This is a genomic window from Sulfurospirillum diekertiae (assembly GCF_002162315.1).
GTDB lineage: Bacteria > Campylobacterota > Campylobacteria > Campylobacterales > Sulfurospirillaceae > Sulfurospirillum.
Genome location: NZ_CP021416.1, coordinates 14,616 through 32,511 on the forward strand (window position 1 = coordinate 14,616; position 17,896 = coordinate 32,511).

The window sequence follows — 17,896 nt, forward strand, 5'->3', positions numbered from 1 at the left end:
TTAAATTTTATGTTAATAGAAAGAGAATATTTTGAAACGGTTAATATTGAAATCCTTTTGATCACCATACATTAATAGTTTTTTAAGCGGACTCTATCTACAATCTTGTAATAAATGATATGTGATAAAATATCACATATGCGGAACAAACTTTTTTTGAACGTAATGGTAAGTGCTAAGTATTGAACGATTAAGGTTGCTTATAATGATTTATTTCCTAATTTTTAGATAACAAAGTCTTTGATCACTATCGAAAATTTATCATACGGAGGTTTTTCAATGTCGAAGCGGATCATTTCGATACTCGTTCCTGTCTTGGTTTTACTGATTGTCTGGTTTTCTCCTATTCCCACAGGTCTTACTATTCAAGCATGGCATTACATGGCAATCTTTTTAGCTGTGATTGTTGGTCTTGTTATTGAGCCTGTTCCTGCTGCGTTGGTAGGACTTATAGGTGTTTCACTCATGGCTTTGATAGGACTTGCAGGTAAAACACCAGCCGACAATGTTAAATGGGCACTTTCAGGGTTTTCCAATTCCACGATTTGGTTGATATTCGCTGCATTTATGTTTGCAATGGGCTATCAAAAGACAGGGTTGGGAAAGAGAATTTCTCTTATCATGATTCGCTATATGGGTAAAAGCTCGCTAGGTCTTGGTTATGCAGTAGCGTTTGCCGATCTTGTATTAGCACCCTTTATGCCTTCAAATACGGCACGTGGTGGCGGAACGATTTTCCCTATTGCGATTAACATTCCCATCATTTTCAATTCGACACCTGAGCATGAACCTCGTAAAATGGGTGCGTACATCACATGGATTGCTATGACGGCTACTTGTGTGACAAGCTCCATGTTTCTCACAGCACTTGCTCCCAATCTTCTTGCCATTGATCTCATTGCAAAAGGCGCCAATATCTCTATAACATGGGGAGCATGGGCAAAAATAATGGTACCCCTCATGTTACCACTTTTTCTTGTCACACCGCTTTTGGTTTATTGGATTTATCCACCCACTCAAAAACAGTCTCCTGAAGCACCTGCATGGGCAAAAGATGAGTTAAAAAAGATGGGCAGTATTTCGTTAAAAGAAATTTTAATGGGCTCATTCGCATTTCTTGCGCTCATTCTTTGGATCTTTGGTAAAGAACTCAATGTTGATGCAACAATCGCCGCGATTTCTATCACCGTACTGATGGTCTTAACCAATGTCGTCTCTTGGGATGATGTCATTGGGAATAAATCTGCATGGAATATTTTAGTCTGGTTTGCGACACTTGTGGCATTAGCCTCAGGACTTAAAAATGTAGGTATTTTAGCATGGATGGGCAAAGGGACTGAAGTTTATCTTTCAGGACTCAGCCCCACAATGTTGATGGTCTCAATGATCGTGCTTTTCTTCCTTTTACATTACTTTTTTGCCAGCTTAACGGCGCATACGACAGCATTATTGCCTATTTTCATTGTGATTGCGGCAAAACTGATTCCACCTGATCAGTTGATGACCTTTATGATTTTACTCACTAGCACGATTGGTTTGATGGGAATTATCACTCCTTATGGTACTGGACCTTCCCCTATTTGGTATGGGGCCGGTTATATTTCACAAGGAAAATGGTGGGCGCTAGGTGCTATTTTTGCAGCAATTTTTTATGGCGGTACTTTTAGTCGGTGTTTTGATTTTTCTCTAAATATGATTTACATGTAAAGGATAAAATGATGTTTGTACTTGATAAAAAAGAGATGATGATCCAAACGTTAGGGAAGTTTGTGGATATGGTTTCCAAAGAGCTCCCTGATGATGTAATGGCAAAACTCAAGGAGCTTAGAGTTCAAGAAGAACAGCCTTTGGCAAAAGCCATTTACGATGTGATGTTTGAAAATATGGATAAAGCAAAGAAACTGAGCCGTCCCACCTGCCAAGATACGGGTGTCATTCAATATTTTGTCAGAACAGGCGCTAAATTTCCGTATTTGGGACAACTAAGGGAGATTTTAAAAGAGGCTACGATTCTTGCGACTAAAAGTGCACCGCTTAGGCTCAACGCTGTCGAGGTTTTTGATGAAGTTAATACAGGTACGAATGTCGGTACGGATATTCCCTATATCACATGGGAAATCGTTGATGATAGTACCACCGTGGAGATAGAAGTCTATCAAGCAGGCGGTGGATGTTCGCTTCCTGGACGAAGCATCGTTTTACCTCCGCTTGCGGGTTATGAAGGGGCGATGCAATTTGTTTTCGATACGGTTGTTAATTGGGGTATCAATGCATGCCCTCCTTTGATTGTTGGTATTGGCATTGGAACCTGTTCCAATTCATCGGCACTGCTCTCTAAAAAAGCGATGCTCCGCCCTGTTGGTACATCCCATCCTCATCCTAAAGCGGCAGAAATGGAAAGAACGATTGAAAAAGGGCTTAATGATATAGGACTCGGACCTCAAGGAATTTCTGGAAAAAATAGCGTCATGGCAGTTCACATTGAAGGTATGGCACATCATCCTTCCGTCCTTGGTGTCGGTGTGACCATAGGCTGTTGGGCAAATCGCCATGGCGTGATTCGTTTTGATGAACATATGAACTATGAAATTGTTTCGCATAAAGGAGTGAGCCTATGAAAAAGATTTTAACAACCCCCATTTCAGATGAAGCCATCAAATCGCTTAAAGTCGGTGACATTGTTTATTTAAGTGGAACGCTTGTTACCTGTAGAGATGAAGGGCATAGGCGTGTTGTTGCCGAAGGGATCATGCCAAAATTACCGATGGATCGCATTGCTATTTTTCATGCAGGACCTATTGTGAAAGATGTTGAGGGTGGCTGGGAGATGGTTTCCATTGGACCAACCACCAGTATGCGAATGGAGCGTTATGAAAAAGAGTTTTTAGCTAAGACGGGTGTGAAACTTGTCATTGGTAAAGGTGGTATGGGGGCAAAAACGGCTGTGGGTTGTAAAGAGAGCACGGCGGTTCATGCGGTTTTCCCTGGAGGGTGTGGAGTAGTCGCTGCTGAACAAGTGGAAAAAATAGAAGCAAAAGAGTGGCCAGAATTTGGAATGCCTGAGGCTTTTTGGATCCTCAAAGTCAAAGAGTTTGGGCCGCTTATTATCTCAATTGATACGGAGGGAAATAACCTTTTTGAAGCCAATAAAGTAACGTTTCATGAACGAAAAGAGGAAGCACTTGCAAAGACTTCCAAGCATATTGTTTCGATGATTGCAAAAAGCTAGAAAAAATAAGGCGCGTATTAAGCGCCTTTTTGTTATTTAAAATTAGAAAGAGTGCTGTTCATGCTGTAGATGATGTGTTGACGCATCGTTTCACAAGCTCCAGCATAATCTTTTTGAGTGAGTTGTTCAACAATTTTGTTATGATCAGCAAGTGAAATACCTGCGTACTCTTGCGCCGTTACAAGACGGTTCATGGAGAGGCCATTCCAAAGAAGAGAGAGAAACGATTTGAGTTTTTCACTATCAGCGGCTTCCCAAATGGTCATGTGAAATGCTTGGTTAGCAAGGTTGTACGCTTCGGTGTCGCCAGCATCTTTTGCACGTTGACCTTGTTTGTTGACACTTTGGATTGCTTTAAGTGTTTCGTCATTCATGTGTTCACATGCTCTACGAAGTGCTTCTGTTTCAAGCAAGATGCGCATCTCGTAGTGGTCTTTAATGGCTTCTTCAGAGATACCTTTAACGATGGCGCAGCGGTTTTGGCGCAGCTCTAAGAGTCCTTCATTTGCAAGGATTTGAAACGCTTCGCGCACAGGTGTGCGAGACATGCCAACTTGTTCACCAACGCTATCAAGCGTGATAGATTGACCTTTGCTGATACCACCAGAAAGGATTGAAGAGCGTAGTATGGAGGCTACCTGTTCACGCGCGGGTAACATTTGTATTTTTTTAAGATTGATCATAGGATGCTCTTTAATAGACTGTTTTATTTAGTATAGCATGACAAGGCTATCTTTTCAAGAAAGTGGTTGGTTTTACTGGTATCAAAGTATTTAAAGATGTTACAAGTTTTCTTTACATGTAAAGGTTTGAAGAGCAATTGAAGTAAAGCGTTGATTTTGTTTTTACGGGACAGTAAAATTTGAGAAAACAGAGACGTTTTACCTTTACATGTAAAGAAAAAAAGAAAGGATAAGTGATGCATGCGATTGAAAAGTTATTAGCTAAAAAAGCAGGTAAAGAGAGTGTTAAGACCGGTGAGATTATCAACTGTGAAATCGATATGGCAGGTATTAACGATCTCTACCTGCAAACCTTGCGCTCGTTTTTTGAAATGGGCGGTACAAAAGTACATGATCCAAGCCGTGTTATCATGTTTTTAGACCATTATGCTCCCGCTTCCACGATCACACAAGCTGCAAATCAAAAGCAGTTTCGAGAGTTTTGTTGGGATCAAGGCATTGATCTTTTGATGGACATTGACCAAGGGGTGTGCCATCAAGTCTTAGCCGACAAAGGCTTAGCATATCCGGGCGAAATCGTCGTCATCACCGACTCGCATACCACAACACACGGCGCGTTTGGTGCGTTTGGAACGGGTGTGGGTGCGACGGATTTGGCAATCATTTTAGCGACAGGGAAGCTGTGGTTTCGAGTCCCAGAAATCATCAAGATCAACTTTGAGGGCAAACTTCCCAAAGGCGTGTATGCTAAAGATGCTATCTTGCATGCCATTGGCGCGCTTGGAGCAGATTATGCCGTGTATAAAGCGGTTGAATTTGGCGGTTCGATGTTGGAACATCTTAGCATCTCAGAGCGTATGGCGCTGTGCAATATGAGCACCGAAATGGGTGCCAAAGCCAGTTATATTCAGCCTGATGCGATCACGATGGCATTTTTAAACGAAAAAGTGACACGCCCTTATGAGATTTACCACACCGATGAAGATTTTAAATACGCGGATGAAGTGAGCTTTGATGTGAGTCACCTCAAACCGCAACTTGCCGCTCCTTCAAGCGTGGATAATGTCTTTGATCTAACTCAGTTTATCGGCCGTCACATCGACCAAGCGTATTTGGGCTCGTGTACGGGTGGCAGAGCTGATGACATCGGTATTGCTGCGCACATTCTTCACGGCAAAAAAGTGGCTTCTCGCACACGTTTTGTCATCGTTCCTGCTTCCAAAGGCGTTTTACTTGAAGCGATGGAAAAGGGGTATGTGAAAACGTTGATCGAAGCGGGAGCAACGTTTGTAACACCAGGGTGTGCGGCGTGTTTGGGAACGCATGAGGGGATGATTGCCTCAGGTGAGACCTGCATCACCACGACCAATCGTAACTTTCCGGGGCGTATGGGTGACACCAAAGCGCAGATTTTTCTAGGTTCTCCCGCAGCGGTTGCAGCAGCCGCGTTGATGGGCGAGATCGTCGATCCTACTCTTTACATGTAAAGGATAAAAAATGCAAAAATTACTCAGTGGCAACGCCTTTGTCTTTGGAAAAAATGTCGATACCGATCAGATTTATCCGGGGCGTTTTGTGGAGTTTACCGATGTGGAAGATGTCGCCAAATACGCGATGTTTGGAGCTGATCCTGACTTTACTAAAAAAGTTAAAAAAGGTGATTTTATCGTTGCAGGAACGAACTTTGGTTGCGGCAGTAGTCGTGAACATGCCGCCATTACTCTTAAAGCGGTTGGCGTGGGTGCGATCATTGCAGAGTCCTTTGCACGCATCTTTTACCGCAACGCCATTAACCTCGGTGTTCCTCTTTTGATCTGTCCGAATATCTCAAAACTCATACACATGAATGATGCTTTGAGTATCGATTTTCAAAGTGGTGCAATTAGCGGTGAACAAGGTCTGATTGCAACGGCTGAACCTCTCTCAGAGTATGTACTAAATATCTTAGAAAGTGGTGGAATTAAGTCATTGATTAAACACCAATTAGAGGTTGTAAATAACGCTTAGAACGGCTTAGCAGAGCTTTTCTCTCTCTTTACATGTAAAGACTTTATCGCTTAATTTTTTTGGCATCTATTGCTTTAAGTTAAGCCGTTATACAATGAAGTAAAGTTGAATTTAAAGGAGTCAGGTGATGCTAAGATATGTCATAACATGTTTAATTGTTTTATGCTTCCTTGGCGGATGCGGTAGCAAAGATGAAAAGAATAATAATCAAGTCATAGGCGAAAATAGTGTTGATAAAATCTATCAAGACGTGATCAAAGAAGATATTTTAAAGAACACTAAAGATCCAAAAGCCTACCAAGCCTTTTCGTGGAAATTGTTGAAAAGCAGTGAAGTTGTGACCAAACGCCTTGGCAAACGAGCGGTTTTTGTTGATCATGCCTATCAAGAAAAAAATATTTACGGTGGTTTGATTCAGCGGGACAATATCTATTTTATCGGTGATTCTAAGCCGAGCCTGATTATTGACTTTGACATGAAAAAAGTTTTTGAAGAGTTTCTTTTCAGTCAAAGCATGCGCGATATTTTCTCTCAAACCATTTGGAATTTTGAAATCCTGCAAGCGCAGTACCCCAAACGCTTTACGGACGCTGTCGCTAAAGAGAATATCAAAGACTTTATTTACTCTATTCACCATTACAGCAAAGCCGATCAAGAATCCCTCATTCAAGCCATTACCAATGCCAATAACCCAATGTTTATTGCAAAAAATATGGCCATTTTTTTAACAATGCGTTCTTTCCCAGAGCTGATGGAAGAGTTATTGTTTGATGAAATAACCTATCAAGGAAAATACAAATAAGGAGCTACCATGAAAAAATTTTTACAACTTTTATCTTTTTTAGCGCTTTTAGCACCGCTTTCGTATGCCGATGATCTAACGAATGGATTAAATGCATATGAGAAGAGTGACTACGGCACTGCCGCTACGTTTTTTCAAAATGCTTGCGAGGCTGATAACGCCGAAGCGTGTTATAACCTTGCCAATATGTACGACTCAGGGCTTGGCGTCTACAAGGATGATGCAAAAGCCGTTTCACTTTTTACAAAGTCATGCGATGGCGGTTTTTCAGATGGCTGTTACAATCTTGGCATCATGTATGACACAGGCGAAGGTGTTGCCAAAGATGCCGTAAAAGCATTTACTCTTTTTTATAAATCGTGTGAAAGTGCTCACACAAGAGGCTGTTACAGCACTGCTCTCATGTACTACAAAGGGGAAGGTGTTCAAAAAGACTATACGAAGGCGTTTGAATTGTTCCAAAAAACCTGCAATGAAGGGTATGAAAAGAGCTGTTATAACTTAGGTGTTATGTATCGTAATGGACAAGGAGTGGCTAAAAACCTCGATAAAGCTTTAGAACTTTACAAAAGTGCCTGCGAGCAAAATCTCTCAATTGCATGCGATAAATATGGAAAACTCAGAAATGAGATGCAGTAAAAGGGAAAACTGGCAGAGAGGAAGGGATTCGAAATTTTCTTCTTTTTTTGTCATCCTTAAAGTGTCTAAAATCCCCATTACTGCGTTATTTACGAGTTTTTTAAGTTCGTTTTCATCTAATGTAAACATCATAATTTCACCTCTCTGCTTGTCATATATTATTTTGATTATATCATGTCCTAAAGAGAGAATTATTATATATCCCAAAGTCAGATTTTAAATTTTAGTTAGAAACTTAGTCTATTGTAATAGTTAATAAAATAATAATATATTTTATTTATTATGTAGTCTATATATGAGTATTTACTAGTATATAGACTACATTCGAGAGAGGTAAACTAACACTATAATTATAATTTATTACATTCACTACGTTCATGTAATAAATATATTTATACTCATTAGTTGTACGAAATTTTTTGGTGATTTAATCCGATTTTTGTATGTTTTATAGAAAATAAATTTTTTCTCTTATTTTTTCGTTTTCAAATTTATTTCCGTAAAAATTTAATCAGAAAATAAATTAATGAAAAAATAGTTAATTAATATCATCGAGTTGATTTTTAATTGTACATTACAAAACTCACATGAGAATAAAATAAAGAGATTTCTATAACAATTTTTTTAATTCTAGTCTTTTGTATTATTTAGTATTTTTCTTGGTGTTTTTTCGATGTTTTTGTGTGTTTTATGATAGTTTATAAAATTATTCATGAAAAATAAAGATAGGAACTTTAATTAATGTATAATTTCATATTGATTAAAAAACGAAATCCAATAAAATGTGAAGGTAATGTTATGGAAACAAAAATTAGACAACTTGGTGAACGTATTCAATCTATGAAAGATAAAATCTTAACAGAAGAAGCAACTAAACATTCTTTTGTTATGCCATTTCTGTCAGCTCTTGGATATGATGTTTTTGATCCGACCGTAATTGTTCCTGAATTTACATCTGATATAGGTACCAAAAAAGGTGAGAAAGTGGATTATGCCGTTTTACGTGATGGTAAACCCATCATGATAATCGAGGTAAAAAATCATACTGAAAAGTTAGATAATCATAATAATCAGTTAATTAGATATTTTCATGTGACAGATTGTAAATTTTCCATTTTAACAAATGGAGTAGAATACAGATTTTTTTCAGATATTGAAGAAAAAAACAAAATGGATAAATCACCATTTTTAGTAATTAACCTTGAAAATATCAGAGATAGAGATGTTAAGGAATTGACCAAGTTTGCAAAAGATGTACTTGATACAGATACAATTTTACAAATGGCAAATGCTAAAAAATATCATAGAGAAATTCAATCAGTTTTCCAATCAGAAATTGAACAACCATCTGATGAATTTGTGAAATTTTTCGCAAGAAAAATCACCGATAAAACAATGACAGCAGCGGTTATTGATGAATTTAGAACATATATTAAAAAATCTTTTTCAGAAATTTTAAGCGATATTGCAAACGATAAGATACAAGCAATTCAATCAAATCTTTCGACTTCTAAACATGATATAGATTTTGAAACGACAGAACAAGAAGAAAAACAATTACCAGAAACAACCGAAGAAGAATTAGATGGTTTCTATATTGTTCGTTCAATTATTGGAGAAACTGTAGGTTTTCAAAATATATCTTTTAAAGACACAATTAATTATTTTAATATCTTGTATCAAGGTAAAGTTACAAAATGGATATGTAGACTATACTTTAATGGAAAACAAAAAATAATTGCATTTCCTGACGACAAAGGAACAGAAAACAAAATACCAATTGAATCAATAGATAGTATTTATAATTACAGACAAGAATTAATTGAGTCTGTATTAAAAAGAAGAGATTCAAAATAATCATTTATCCCTCCCCCCCCTTTAGGGGGTTGGGGGGATAAATTTTAAATTATTTTTTCGATTTGTTCAATATCTACAATACTTTTTTTATTTTTAAAACGTGAACTTTCTAGTCTTTCTTTTTCAAGTTTTCTAAAATTTTCTTCGTCAAGTTTTCTAATTTTTTCTAATTTTTCAAAAACGTTTTTTTCTAAATTTTTATCAATTTCTTCATTGGTTATTTCTTCATGTATTATTTTTTCAAGAACATTTTTTTAAAATTTTATTTGTTTCATGTTCATTTGTTAATTTGTTTTTATCTTCAGTTGTATCATTTTTTTAGTTCTTCAAATTTTGATAATAATTCATTTTCTTTCTTATTAAAAAAGTAATAATCGTCCGTTAATTTTTGATTTAAAGAAAAAATTTTTATATCTTTTTCTTTGTTTCTTTGTTCTAAATCTTCAATAAAAAATTTTAAATTTGAATAGTTTTTAACAGACTTTATAATGTTTTTTATATCTTCATTTGTTTCTGTTTCAATTTCAATTTTTTGGGTTGTTTTATTACTTAAAAAAGAAGAGTTTTCATGTGTTTTTATATTTAAAATCTTAATTTGACTTTGACTTTCTTGTATTCTTTCTTTTAGTTTTTCATTTATTAATTTTGTATGTTTTTGATCTATTGTTAAATTATCTTCGTTGTGAATTTTTAAACGTTTTTTTTTTATGTCTTCAGTCGTCAAATAATCGTTAAATTTTTATACGTTCTTTTTTTGTTTAATTCTTTCAGTTGTCTATTAAAAAAAGTATAAAAATCTTCTTGATATTGTTTCATGAATTTTTCATGATCTTCTTTTTTGTTAAAATCTAAATTCAAACTATATTTATTATTAATATAGTTAAAAGTATTTTTATTAATATCAAAATCATTTTTTTCGTTGTTATATGAACTTAAAAATAAATGAACATGACTTTTATTCTCTGTTCCTTCGTCTACGTGAATACAAGAACAATAAAGATCATAATTTTTAAAGTATTCATCTTTAAAATTCTTAATTATTATGTTCCATTCTTCTTTTTTTAAATCTAATTCCTGCATTTCTGGAATTTTTAAAAGAACTTCTTTGACTAGAATTTGATTGTTATACTTACGTGTTTTTTGTTTTAATTCAATCATTTTATTTTTTAAAGAAATGAAATTTTCTAATGTTTTTAATGTTCTTTTGTCGTGTGATTTTAAATTTTTAACTTTGTGTTTATATACTAAATTATGTAAAATAGTTCCAGCATTTTTACTTTGTTCCAGCTCCAGTTCCACCATTTCCAGTGGAATTTTTTTTGAAAGTGATGATTTTGAATTTTGAAAGTCTTTTAAAATTTTTTTTCTTTCATTTTCATCATTTATATTTTCAAATTTTTTTATATTGTCTTTTATATCTTGTTCAATTTTTAATAATAATTCTTCATTTTTCAAAATCGAAATCTGAAATATAATCATTTTTCGTGTGTTTTTCGTTTGTTTATATGTATTTTTTTCTTCTTCAAAAACACGTAGTGAATGTTTTAAACTTGTTATCAATTGTGAATAACAGTTTTTTCGTATTTTGAAAGACTTTTTTCCATTTTTTGTAAAATTTATTTCTTTGTATAAGAATGTATTGTTTCCCATTTTTTCTCCTTTTTTAATTTATAAACTTAATTATAGATTAAAAAATTAGTTGGAAGTAATAACACCTTATATCGACAAACTAACTTTTTTAACACTTCACTTCGTTACGTTAAAAAATTAGTTTGTCGAGGTGTTTTTGTTCGATAGAACAAAAAGAGGAAGTTAAATTTTGTAATCAATAGAATCAATAATTTCTTTTTTATTTTCTATGTAAAACTCTTTTGAATAGGTGTCAAGTGTTAGACTTTTAGAACCTTTATCATGTCCAATAATTTCTTGTATTATATTTACTTTTTCAGGAAATTTATTTGTTAGTTTTTGTATAAAAGTCCCCCGAAGTGTATGAAAATTCTTCCCTGATTCCTTTGGTATAATTTTTCTTAATTCTTCTAAAATTTTTTTATCATAGTAATTAACAAATGCTTCATCACTTCTTTCAATTTTTGTCCTTTTGTTGATTCCTCGGTCTTTAAAAATTGGGATTTTAATATTTTTTATTTCGTCATGAAGTGGTATTTTTCTAATCCCACATTCTGTTTTTGCTTGCGTTAAATCATAATATTTTATATTTGTTTTTACGTCGATTTTTACATCTTCTTTTTTTTAATAAAATAATTTCACTTACACGCATTCCCGTATATGAAGCAATTTTAAACATATTTATATATTGTTCTTCTAACTCTTTGTTATTAATTAATTTTAGTATTTCTTCGTCATTATAATTTTCTTTTATCTTCTTTGTCTCTTTCAAACTCGAAATATAAGAGAAAGGATTTTTTTCAATAATTTCACGTTTTACACAAAAGTCTAAAATCATTTTTACATAGGTCATTTGATTATTTATCGTGACGTTATCAAGATCTTGTCTTTTTAAATAGTTCTGAAAATCTTGTATATCTTTACCCTTTAAATCAACAACAGATTTTTTATCGAAGAATTTTTGTAATTTATTAAAAATTGTTCCATAAACTCTGTAACTTGAATTACTAACTTTTTCACTCTCTTTTTTATAGTTTAAAAAATGAGGTTCCAATTCAAAAAAATCGGGATAATATGATGTTCGACAGTCTTTTACTTGTCCCATAAATGGTTTTATTGCTTCAATATACTTTAATAATTCTTCATCTTTGTCATATTCAAACTCTAATTTAATCCCGTCTTTTTCTAGCCTAAACATATCTTCTAACTCCTTGTCCGTTAATAAATCATAAAATTTTTTTCTTTTGATTGATTGTTTTAAGTCTTTCGTTTTGAGAGATATTCTATAAGATTTTTTATTAATGTTACGTCTATAATAATAAGTTCCATTTACTCGATATAAATGTAAACTATCATAATTTTTAGTCTTTTTTTGAGGTAAGTTGTCATAGTCTCTCTGCTGAACACTCTTAAAGTGAAGAGAATGCCTATTTAATGGGAGTTTTGTTGAAGAATGGCAGAGAGGAAGGGATTCGAACCCTCGGTGAGTTGCCCCACACACGCGTTCCAGGCGTGCTCCTTCAACCGCTCGGACACCTCTCTATGATCGGAAGAGTGGAAGTATAACGATTTTGTGCTTATTTGAGGATTAATGGCATCAATTGAGTTGATGCCATTAATAATTGCTTTCAAGCACATATTGCATTTTACTCTTTACGAATACTTTTAAAAGCTTCAATCAATTTTTCAAAGCCAATTTTACTCGCTTTTTCGACAGAACGAAATATCTCAATTCCTTCCCGTGAGTCTGAGTGTGTGGCAAATGCTTCAACTGCTTTTTTCAAACCATCGTGAACGTTAATGTGATGGCTATTGACCTCTTGTACGATGGCATTGTTAAGCTTAGTGCTGATACTTCCAAACCATTTTCCAAAGCGACATGATGTATGCCCTAAAATATCAATTTTTTTCTGTGAAAGGGCTGCATTGTAGCCTTGGAGTTTGAGGAGAATGTGATCAATTTTACCATTGCTGACAGAAATTTCATTCGTGACGTTGTCACATTTGTTGGTAATACTTTGTGAATTTGAAAGCATCGTTGTAATTTCGCCACTAAACGCTTCTAAGATTTTCATAGAGGCGCGTGATTCCGTTTGGAATGTTTCACTGGTATCGGCCATGGAATTCGTGTTTTGTTTGAGAATGCTAATGTTTGATTCTACTTCAAGCGTTGCTTTTTGGGTGCGTTCAGCAAGTTTACGCACCTCATCGGCGACAACAGCAAAACCACGCCCATGTTCTCCTGCCCTTGCAGCTTCAATAGCGGCATTGAGTGCTAAAAGATTGGTTTGGTCTGAAATATCTTTAATAAGATTGATGATGTCACTGATGGCAGAAACACTACTTGAGAGGTTTTCAACATCATGTGTAAATTTTTGCGTGAGTTCTTGCACTTTTTCAAGCGATTGGGCAATATCTTTGGTTTGTATTTCGATATTTTCTCCCCCTTTCAGTGAAGCATTATTGAGTGTGTTGATCTCATTGAGCATCGTCAAGCTTTCTTCAATGGTATTTTGAAGGAAGTTCATACCATCTTCATAACTCCCAAGTAAGATTGTTAAAAGCTCATCTTTGGTTTGATTGATAGGTGTTGCATTCTGAGCTTCTTCTAAAGATTTTTGTTGAGATTGTTCACGTCGTATGACTTCACTTTTTAGTGTTTCAAGCTCTGTTTTAAGTATCTGATTTTCAGTTTCTAATTCTGCTATACGTCGTCCGCCAAACATTGTTTTCTCCTTTGGTTTAAGTACAAAGCATTATAACGAAGAAGCGTGACTTTTGTGTTGTATTACACTAACGTTTTAGGTTAATAATACCCTACGCAGATACCACTAGAAAGCGTGATTTTCTTTTCAAAAGGAGAAGGACCAAAATACTTACATTTTTCAATATAGATATGGTAATTGTAGTCTAATTTCAAATCATCGTAAAATTTTTGGAGATTGACCAGTTTAACATCGCAGACATCGATGATCTCTAAAGTTTTGTAGATGCAGGAGTTGTTGTGCTCTATGAGGTGGGAAGGTGCGAGTCCTGTGTATTTGCAAAAGGCTTGAGACTGTACCATTCCTGTGAGATTCGTGCATTGTTTAACAATCTCTTTGTATTTTGGAATGATGCTCTCTTTTCGCAGGAAGACAACCCTTGCATCATCAAATTTTGCGGCTTCAACATCTTTCCAGTAACGATAAGCATTCGATGAAATCCCTGCAAGGAGGCTAAATTCTTTGTTTAAAACATAGTTATTGAGCCAATGATTGTGTGTCAGGATGTCCATCTGCATGTTACATGATCTTCATACCCAGTTGTGCTAGAACAATAACCAGTACCAAGCCAAGGGGATAAACGGCTGCATAAGCGATGGAAGGATAATCAGTTTTTGTCATGTTGTTTGCCATCGTTAAGGAAGGAGTAGAGGTCATAGCACCGGATAGTAGACCTAAAATATCTAAGAAATTCATCTTGAAAATTTTTCGGCATATAAAAGTTATAAGACCCAAAGAGAGGATGAGTGCCCCAAGGGCTAATATGATGGGTAAGATGCCATTATTTTCTAATGACTCAACGAGGTATTTGCCTGCATTGGTACCAAGTGTTGCGATAAAAATGAGCTGACCAAGCGTTTTTAAAAGTGTCGTTGAATGGGGTGAAAGATTCCATACAATTGGTCCAACACGGCCAAGACGTCCAAGGATTAAAGCGGTAATTAAAATACCGCCAACGAAGCTAAGTTTGATGTCGCCGACACCGGGGATATACAAAGGAATGCTTCCTAATAAAATACCAAACACAACACCCAATGAAATAGGTAAAAAGTCTGCAGCAGGGTATTTTAAAAGGTCATTACCGATGAGTTTTGTCACTTTTTCACCATACGCATTAGGTGCCACAACATAGAGTTTATCGCCAAGTCGTAAGGTGAGACTTGGATATGCAGGAATATCAATACCTGCACGCCTTACTTTTGTAATCACTGCACGAAGAGATTTTAGCTCTTTGATCATACCGATTTTTTTACCTACGATCTCTTTTGAAGTTGTAAGTAAGCGGAGAACGATCATATTGTCTTGGAATTCATGCTCTTCGCCAATCTCTTGACCTAAAACGATGCTCAGATTTGCTAGTTGTTCTTCCGTTCCCGCAACTCTAATGACATCTCCAAAACTCAAAGAAACGTCTTCCGTGGTATGGTCGATTGCACCATCAGAGGTCATACGTTCAATGACTGTAGAGGTCATACTCTCTATTTTAGATTTTTTGATTTCGGTATTTCTAAAGTTTTCATTGGTAATGCGAAAATTTCGAGTATAGATGTCAGGGAAACGTACTTTTTGACTTGACTCGTACTCTTCGACCTCTTTTTGTAAATCAACACGAAAAAGCACTGGAAGTAGACGAATAAAAAGTACCGTTGCCACAATTCCAAAAGGATAAACTAGACCGAAAATGACAGAAGTCGTTGGCGTATGTTTAATCTCAAGAGCCGCAGCGAGTGCTGGAACACTCGTAAGTGCCCCCGTAAAAATACCATCGATAATGGTTTTGGGCATCTCAAAAAAGTAACCAAAGCCAAAAATAATGACAAAGAGCAAGACTAAAAGTGCAGTAGCAATTAGATTGAGTTTGAGTCCTTCATGCTTAATGGTGTCAAAGAAACCAGGGCCTGATTGAAGCCCTACAGCATAGATAAAAATCGCCAATCCAAAATACTGAAATGCATCAGAGATTACCATACCAAAATGCCCTGCGATGAGCGCTACGATAAGCATGGCAGTGACATCAAGAGAAAAGCCTCTGACTTTGATATTACCTAAGATATAGCCGACAGAAATGATGGCAAAGAGGTAAAAAATTTCATTGTTAATCATAAAAAAATGTGCCTTAAAAGAATTAGACGAATTATACCTTAATTAGCCGTTACTTTTAAGGCAAAAGTGGCTAAAAATCTTTCTCGATTTTAAATGCATCGAAGATGATGTCGATGGCAGACATGCGAGCGCCATGGTTGGTCGCATCGAGGATTTCCCCATCAGTATAGCCAAGATCGCGTAAAGCTTGAATATCTTTGGCTTCAACATCGTGTGGTGTACGTACTGCTTTGAGAACAAAGAGAAGCATCGCTTTTTCTTTCTCCTCAAGTTTTGCACTCTTTGGATCAGCACGCATTGCTTCCACTTCTTTAGGAGTCCAGCCCAGCATATTGATGAGGATGGAAGCATTCATATCGACACAATAGCTACAGCTGTTTTTGTCGGAAATGAGCATACGAATAGAGGCAAGTAACGGCATCGAAAGACTTTTTTGTTTAACCATGTAGTATTCGATGAAGCTCATTTGCTGTTTGATCAGTTCTGGGCTTGAGCTAAAGATTTGTGCAGAGTTACTGACACGCCCTCGCATCGCTTCTATTTTTCCATAAAGCTCTGCAAGCTTACCGGTGGCGTCTTTTGGTTTGATAGTATTAATTAATGGCATAATCTCTCCTTAGTAGTTTAGAAATGTTTGAATGTTTTGCGCAACCAACCGCATAAGAGAGGTGCGCGCCTCAATACTTGACCATGCGATATGCGGCGTAACAATCAGGCGTTCCTGATGCTTTACATTTAAAAGTGGATGCCCCTTTTGCATAGGCTCTGCTTCTAGGACGTCGAGTCCTACATAAAGCTCTTTTTCATCGATGACTTTTGCAAGCGCTATCTCATCGATGAGACCTCCACGCCCGACATTGACAAGGATGGAACCCTCTTTCATCTCACGTAAGGCTGTCTCATCAATAAGCCCTTTGGTTTGAGCATTGAGCGGTGCGTGAATGCTGATGATAGAACATGTTTGAAGCATTTCCTCTAGGGAAACACGCTGATAAAGTGCATCGTTATTGGCGCCACTGGTGGAGTAGTAAACCACTTCAGCTCCAAATGCTGTAGCAATCTTTGCAACCTCTTTACCGATGGTTCCCAGCCCGATAATCCCCCAACGCTTGCCTTTTATCTCCCAAAAAGGACGCTCTATATGCGTAAACGTTGGTGCTTCGACCCAGCCGCCTTTTTTGACAAAGTCATCATAATAGCGACAATGACTAATGAGGCTCAGGGCTAGCATGATCGTTGTCTGGGCAACAGATGCGGTTGAGTAGCCTGCAACATTTTTGACCACAATGCCTTTTTCACTCGCATAGACTAAGTCAACATTGTTCGTTCCTGTGGCGGTGACGCAAATGAGTTGTAGATTTGGACATGCGTCCATCACCGCTTTGTCAATCACAACTTTGTTGGTAAGAACGATGTTGGCATCTGCGATATGCAAAGCACACTCTGAGGGTGAAGTGGTTTCATATGTGTGAAACTCTCCAAAGGATTCAAAGAGGCTTAGGTCCATATCTTTTCCCATGGTTTGAGCATCTAAAAAAACGATTTTCATGTATTAATCCTTTTTAAGTAATGGTATCCACTCATTGAGGTTCAAGACGCGACTAAATCCAAAAGCCTGAGCGACCAAAAATGCTCTGTGCAACTCTTCTGCACTCACTTCGCCTGCATTGTTGGAAAAAGCAAGTGTTCCATTGGCGTCGCTTAAAAACTCGACGTTAAACCCAAGCTGTGAAGCGTCACGTGCCGTGGCATCGCAACAGTTTTGTGTCATATACCCCACGATAGCAACCGTATCGATGCCAAGCGCTCTTAGCCTATAGTTCAAATCCGTTCCGACAAAAGAGCTTGCATGATTTTTCTCAATATAGAGGTCAGGTTTTAGCGCCTTAATCTCATCGTGCAATTCCCACATGTAACTGCCTCGAATAAAGGCTCCTGCCTCTTTCTTAAGACTTGTATGTTGCACAAAAACAACCATAACATCTGCTTTTTGTGCTTCGGAAATGGCTGTTATGATATTCTCAAAACTATGAGGTGGGTAGCTGATGGGCAATGAACCACCGTCAAAATACTCATTTTGCACATCGATAACAATAAGAGCACGCTTCATAAAATCTCCTTGACTAATTGGTCAAGTGCTGAGAAACTGTGCTATAATGTGCTCTAGAAATATAAGGACTAT

At 36.4% G+C, this 17,896-nt stretch carries 18 protein-coding genes and 1 tRNA gene; 8 read left to right on the forward strand and 11 right to left on the reverse strand.

Annotation, left to right across the window (positions count from 1 at the left end):
• The first annotated feature begins 279 nt into the window (after positions 1-279).
• The 3 genes from Sdiek1_RS00070 to ttdB are packed head-to-tail and all read left to right on the forward strand — an operon-like array spanning position 280 to position 3,229.
• Positions 280-1,707, forward strand: coding sequence for an anion permease (locus Sdiek1_RS00070; RefSeq protein ID WP_121495796.1), 1,428 nt, complete (start codon positions 280-282; stop codon positions 1,705-1,707).
• Positions 1,708-1,718: 11 nt separating this feature from the next.
• A complete protein-coding gene (ttdA, locus tag Sdiek1_RS00075; protein ID WP_087437331.1) occupies positions 1,719-2,618 on the forward strand; it encodes a L(+)-tartrate dehydratase subunit alpha in 900 nt (299 codons plus the stop codon).
• Positions 2,615-3,229 (forward strand): L(+)-tartrate dehydratase subunit beta, encoded by a 615-nt coding sequence (gene ttdB, locus Sdiek1_RS00080; protein ID WP_087437332.1) that lies wholly within the window; start codon positions 2,615-2,617, stop codon positions 3,227-3,229. Before ttdA ends, ttdB begins: the two co-directional genes overlap by 4 nt.
• A gap of 32 nt (positions 3,230-3,261) precedes the next feature.
• On the opposite strand, the gene Sdiek1_RS00085 is transcribed toward ttdB, so the two are convergent.
• Complete coding sequence (locus tag Sdiek1_RS00085) at positions 3,262-3,912, reverse strand: GntR family transcriptional regulator (protein WP_087437333.1); 651 nt, start codon at positions 3,910-3,912, stop codon at positions 3,262-3,264.
• A gap of 236 nt (positions 3,913-4,148) precedes the next feature.
• On the opposite strand from Sdiek1_RS00085, the gene Sdiek1_RS00090 reads away from it, so the two are divergent.
• The 5 genes from Sdiek1_RS00090 (at position 4,149) to Sdiek1_RS00110 (ending at position 9,217) form a co-directional block, all read left to right on the forward strand.
• On the forward strand, positions 4,149-5,399 hold the full coding sequence (locus Sdiek1_RS00090) for a 3-isopropylmalate dehydratase large subunit (RefSeq protein WP_087437334.1): 1,251 nt from the start codon (positions 4,149-4,151) through the stop codon (positions 5,397-5,399).
• Positions 5,400-5,409: 10 nt separating this feature from the next.
• Complete coding sequence (locus tag Sdiek1_RS00095) at positions 5,410-5,919, forward strand: LeuD/DmdB family oxidoreductase small subunit (RefSeq protein WP_087437335.1); 510 nt, start codon at positions 5,410-5,412, stop codon at positions 5,917-5,919.
• 127 nt (positions 5,920-6,046) lie between these two features.
• Positions 6,047-6,721, forward strand: coding sequence for a hypothetical protein (locus Sdiek1_RS00100; RefSeq protein ID WP_087437336.1), 675 nt, complete (start codon positions 6,047-6,049; stop codon positions 6,719-6,721).
• A 9-nt stretch (positions 6,722-6,730) separates the two neighbouring features.
• The gene (locus Sdiek1_RS00105) at positions 6,731-7,360 is read left to right on the forward strand and encodes a tetratricopeptide repeat protein (RefSeq protein WP_087437337.1); all 630 of its coding nucleotides are present in this window, start codon (positions 6,731-6,733) and stop codon (positions 7,358-7,360) included.
• A gap of 798 nt (positions 7,361-8,158) precedes the next feature.
• Positions 8,159-9,217 carry a type I restriction endonuclease gene (locus tag Sdiek1_RS00110; protein ID WP_087437338.1) on the forward strand — a complete coding sequence of 353 codons (1,059 nt, stop codon included), beginning with the start codon at positions 8,159-8,161 and terminating at the stop codon, positions 9,215-9,217.
• A 310-nt stretch (positions 9,218-9,527) separates the two neighbouring features.
• Here the strand turns inward: Sdiek1_RS00110 and Sdiek1_RS00115 are convergent, their stop codons facing one another.
• From Sdiek1_RS00115 to Sdiek1_RS00160, 10 genes are all read right to left on the reverse strand, one after another.
• Positions 9,528-9,941 carry a hypothetical protein gene (locus tag Sdiek1_RS00115; protein ID WP_087437339.1) on the reverse strand — a complete coding sequence of 138 codons (414 nt, stop codon included), beginning with the start codon at positions 9,939-9,941 and terminating at the stop codon, positions 9,528-9,530.
• A complete protein-coding gene (locus Sdiek1_RS00120; protein WP_087437340.1) occupies positions 9,938-10,867 on the reverse strand; it encodes a hypothetical protein in 930 nt (309 codons plus the stop codon). Before Sdiek1_RS00120 ends, Sdiek1_RS00115 begins: the two co-directional genes overlap by 4 nt.
• Before the next feature lie 553 nt (positions 10,868-11,420).
• A complete protein-coding gene (locus Sdiek1_RS00125; protein ID WP_087437341.1) occupies positions 11,421-12,044 on the reverse strand; it encodes a tyrosine-type recombinase/integrase in 624 nt (207 codons plus the stop codon).
• Between the two features lie 256 nt (positions 12,045-12,300).
• Positions 12,301-12,388: transfer RNA gene (locus Sdiek1_RS00130), tRNA-Ser, on the reverse strand.
• Positions 12,389-12,492: 104 nt separating this feature from the next.
• Positions 12,493-13,572 (reverse strand): methyl-accepting chemotaxis protein, encoded by a 1,080-nt coding sequence (locus Sdiek1_RS00135; protein WP_087437342.1) that lies wholly within the window; start codon positions 13,570-13,572, stop codon positions 12,493-12,495.
• Between the two features lie 80 nt (positions 13,573-13,652).
• Positions 13,653-14,129, reverse strand: a complete 477-nt coding sequence (gene cheQ, locus Sdiek1_RS00140) for a cheVAW transcriptional regulator CheQ (RefSeq protein ID WP_087437343.1) — start codon at positions 14,127-14,129, stop codon at positions 13,653-13,655.
• A 1-nt stretch (position 14,130) separates the two neighbouring features.
• Positions 14,131-15,714: an aspartate:alanine exchanger family transporter gene (locus Sdiek1_RS00145; RefSeq protein WP_087437344.1), complete on the reverse strand. Its 1,584-nt coding sequence runs from the start codon at positions 15,712-15,714 to the stop codon at positions 14,131-14,133.
• 70 nt (positions 15,715-15,784) lie between these two features.
• Complete coding sequence (locus Sdiek1_RS00150) at positions 15,785-16,321, reverse strand: carboxymuconolactone decarboxylase family protein (protein ID WP_087437345.1); 537 nt, start codon at positions 16,319-16,321, stop codon at positions 15,785-15,787.
• 9 nt (positions 16,322-16,330) lie between these two features.
• On the reverse strand, positions 16,331-17,263 hold the full coding sequence (locus Sdiek1_RS00155) for a D-2-hydroxyacid dehydrogenase (protein WP_087437346.1): 933 nt from the start codon (positions 17,261-17,263) through the stop codon (positions 16,331-16,333).
• Positions 17,264-17,266: 3 nt separating this feature from the next.
• Positions 17,267-17,824: a cysteine hydrolase family protein gene (locus Sdiek1_RS00160; RefSeq protein ID WP_087437347.1), complete on the reverse strand. Its 558-nt coding sequence runs from the start codon at positions 17,822-17,824 to the stop codon at positions 17,267-17,269.
• Positions 17,825-17,896 lie beyond the last annotated feature (72 nt).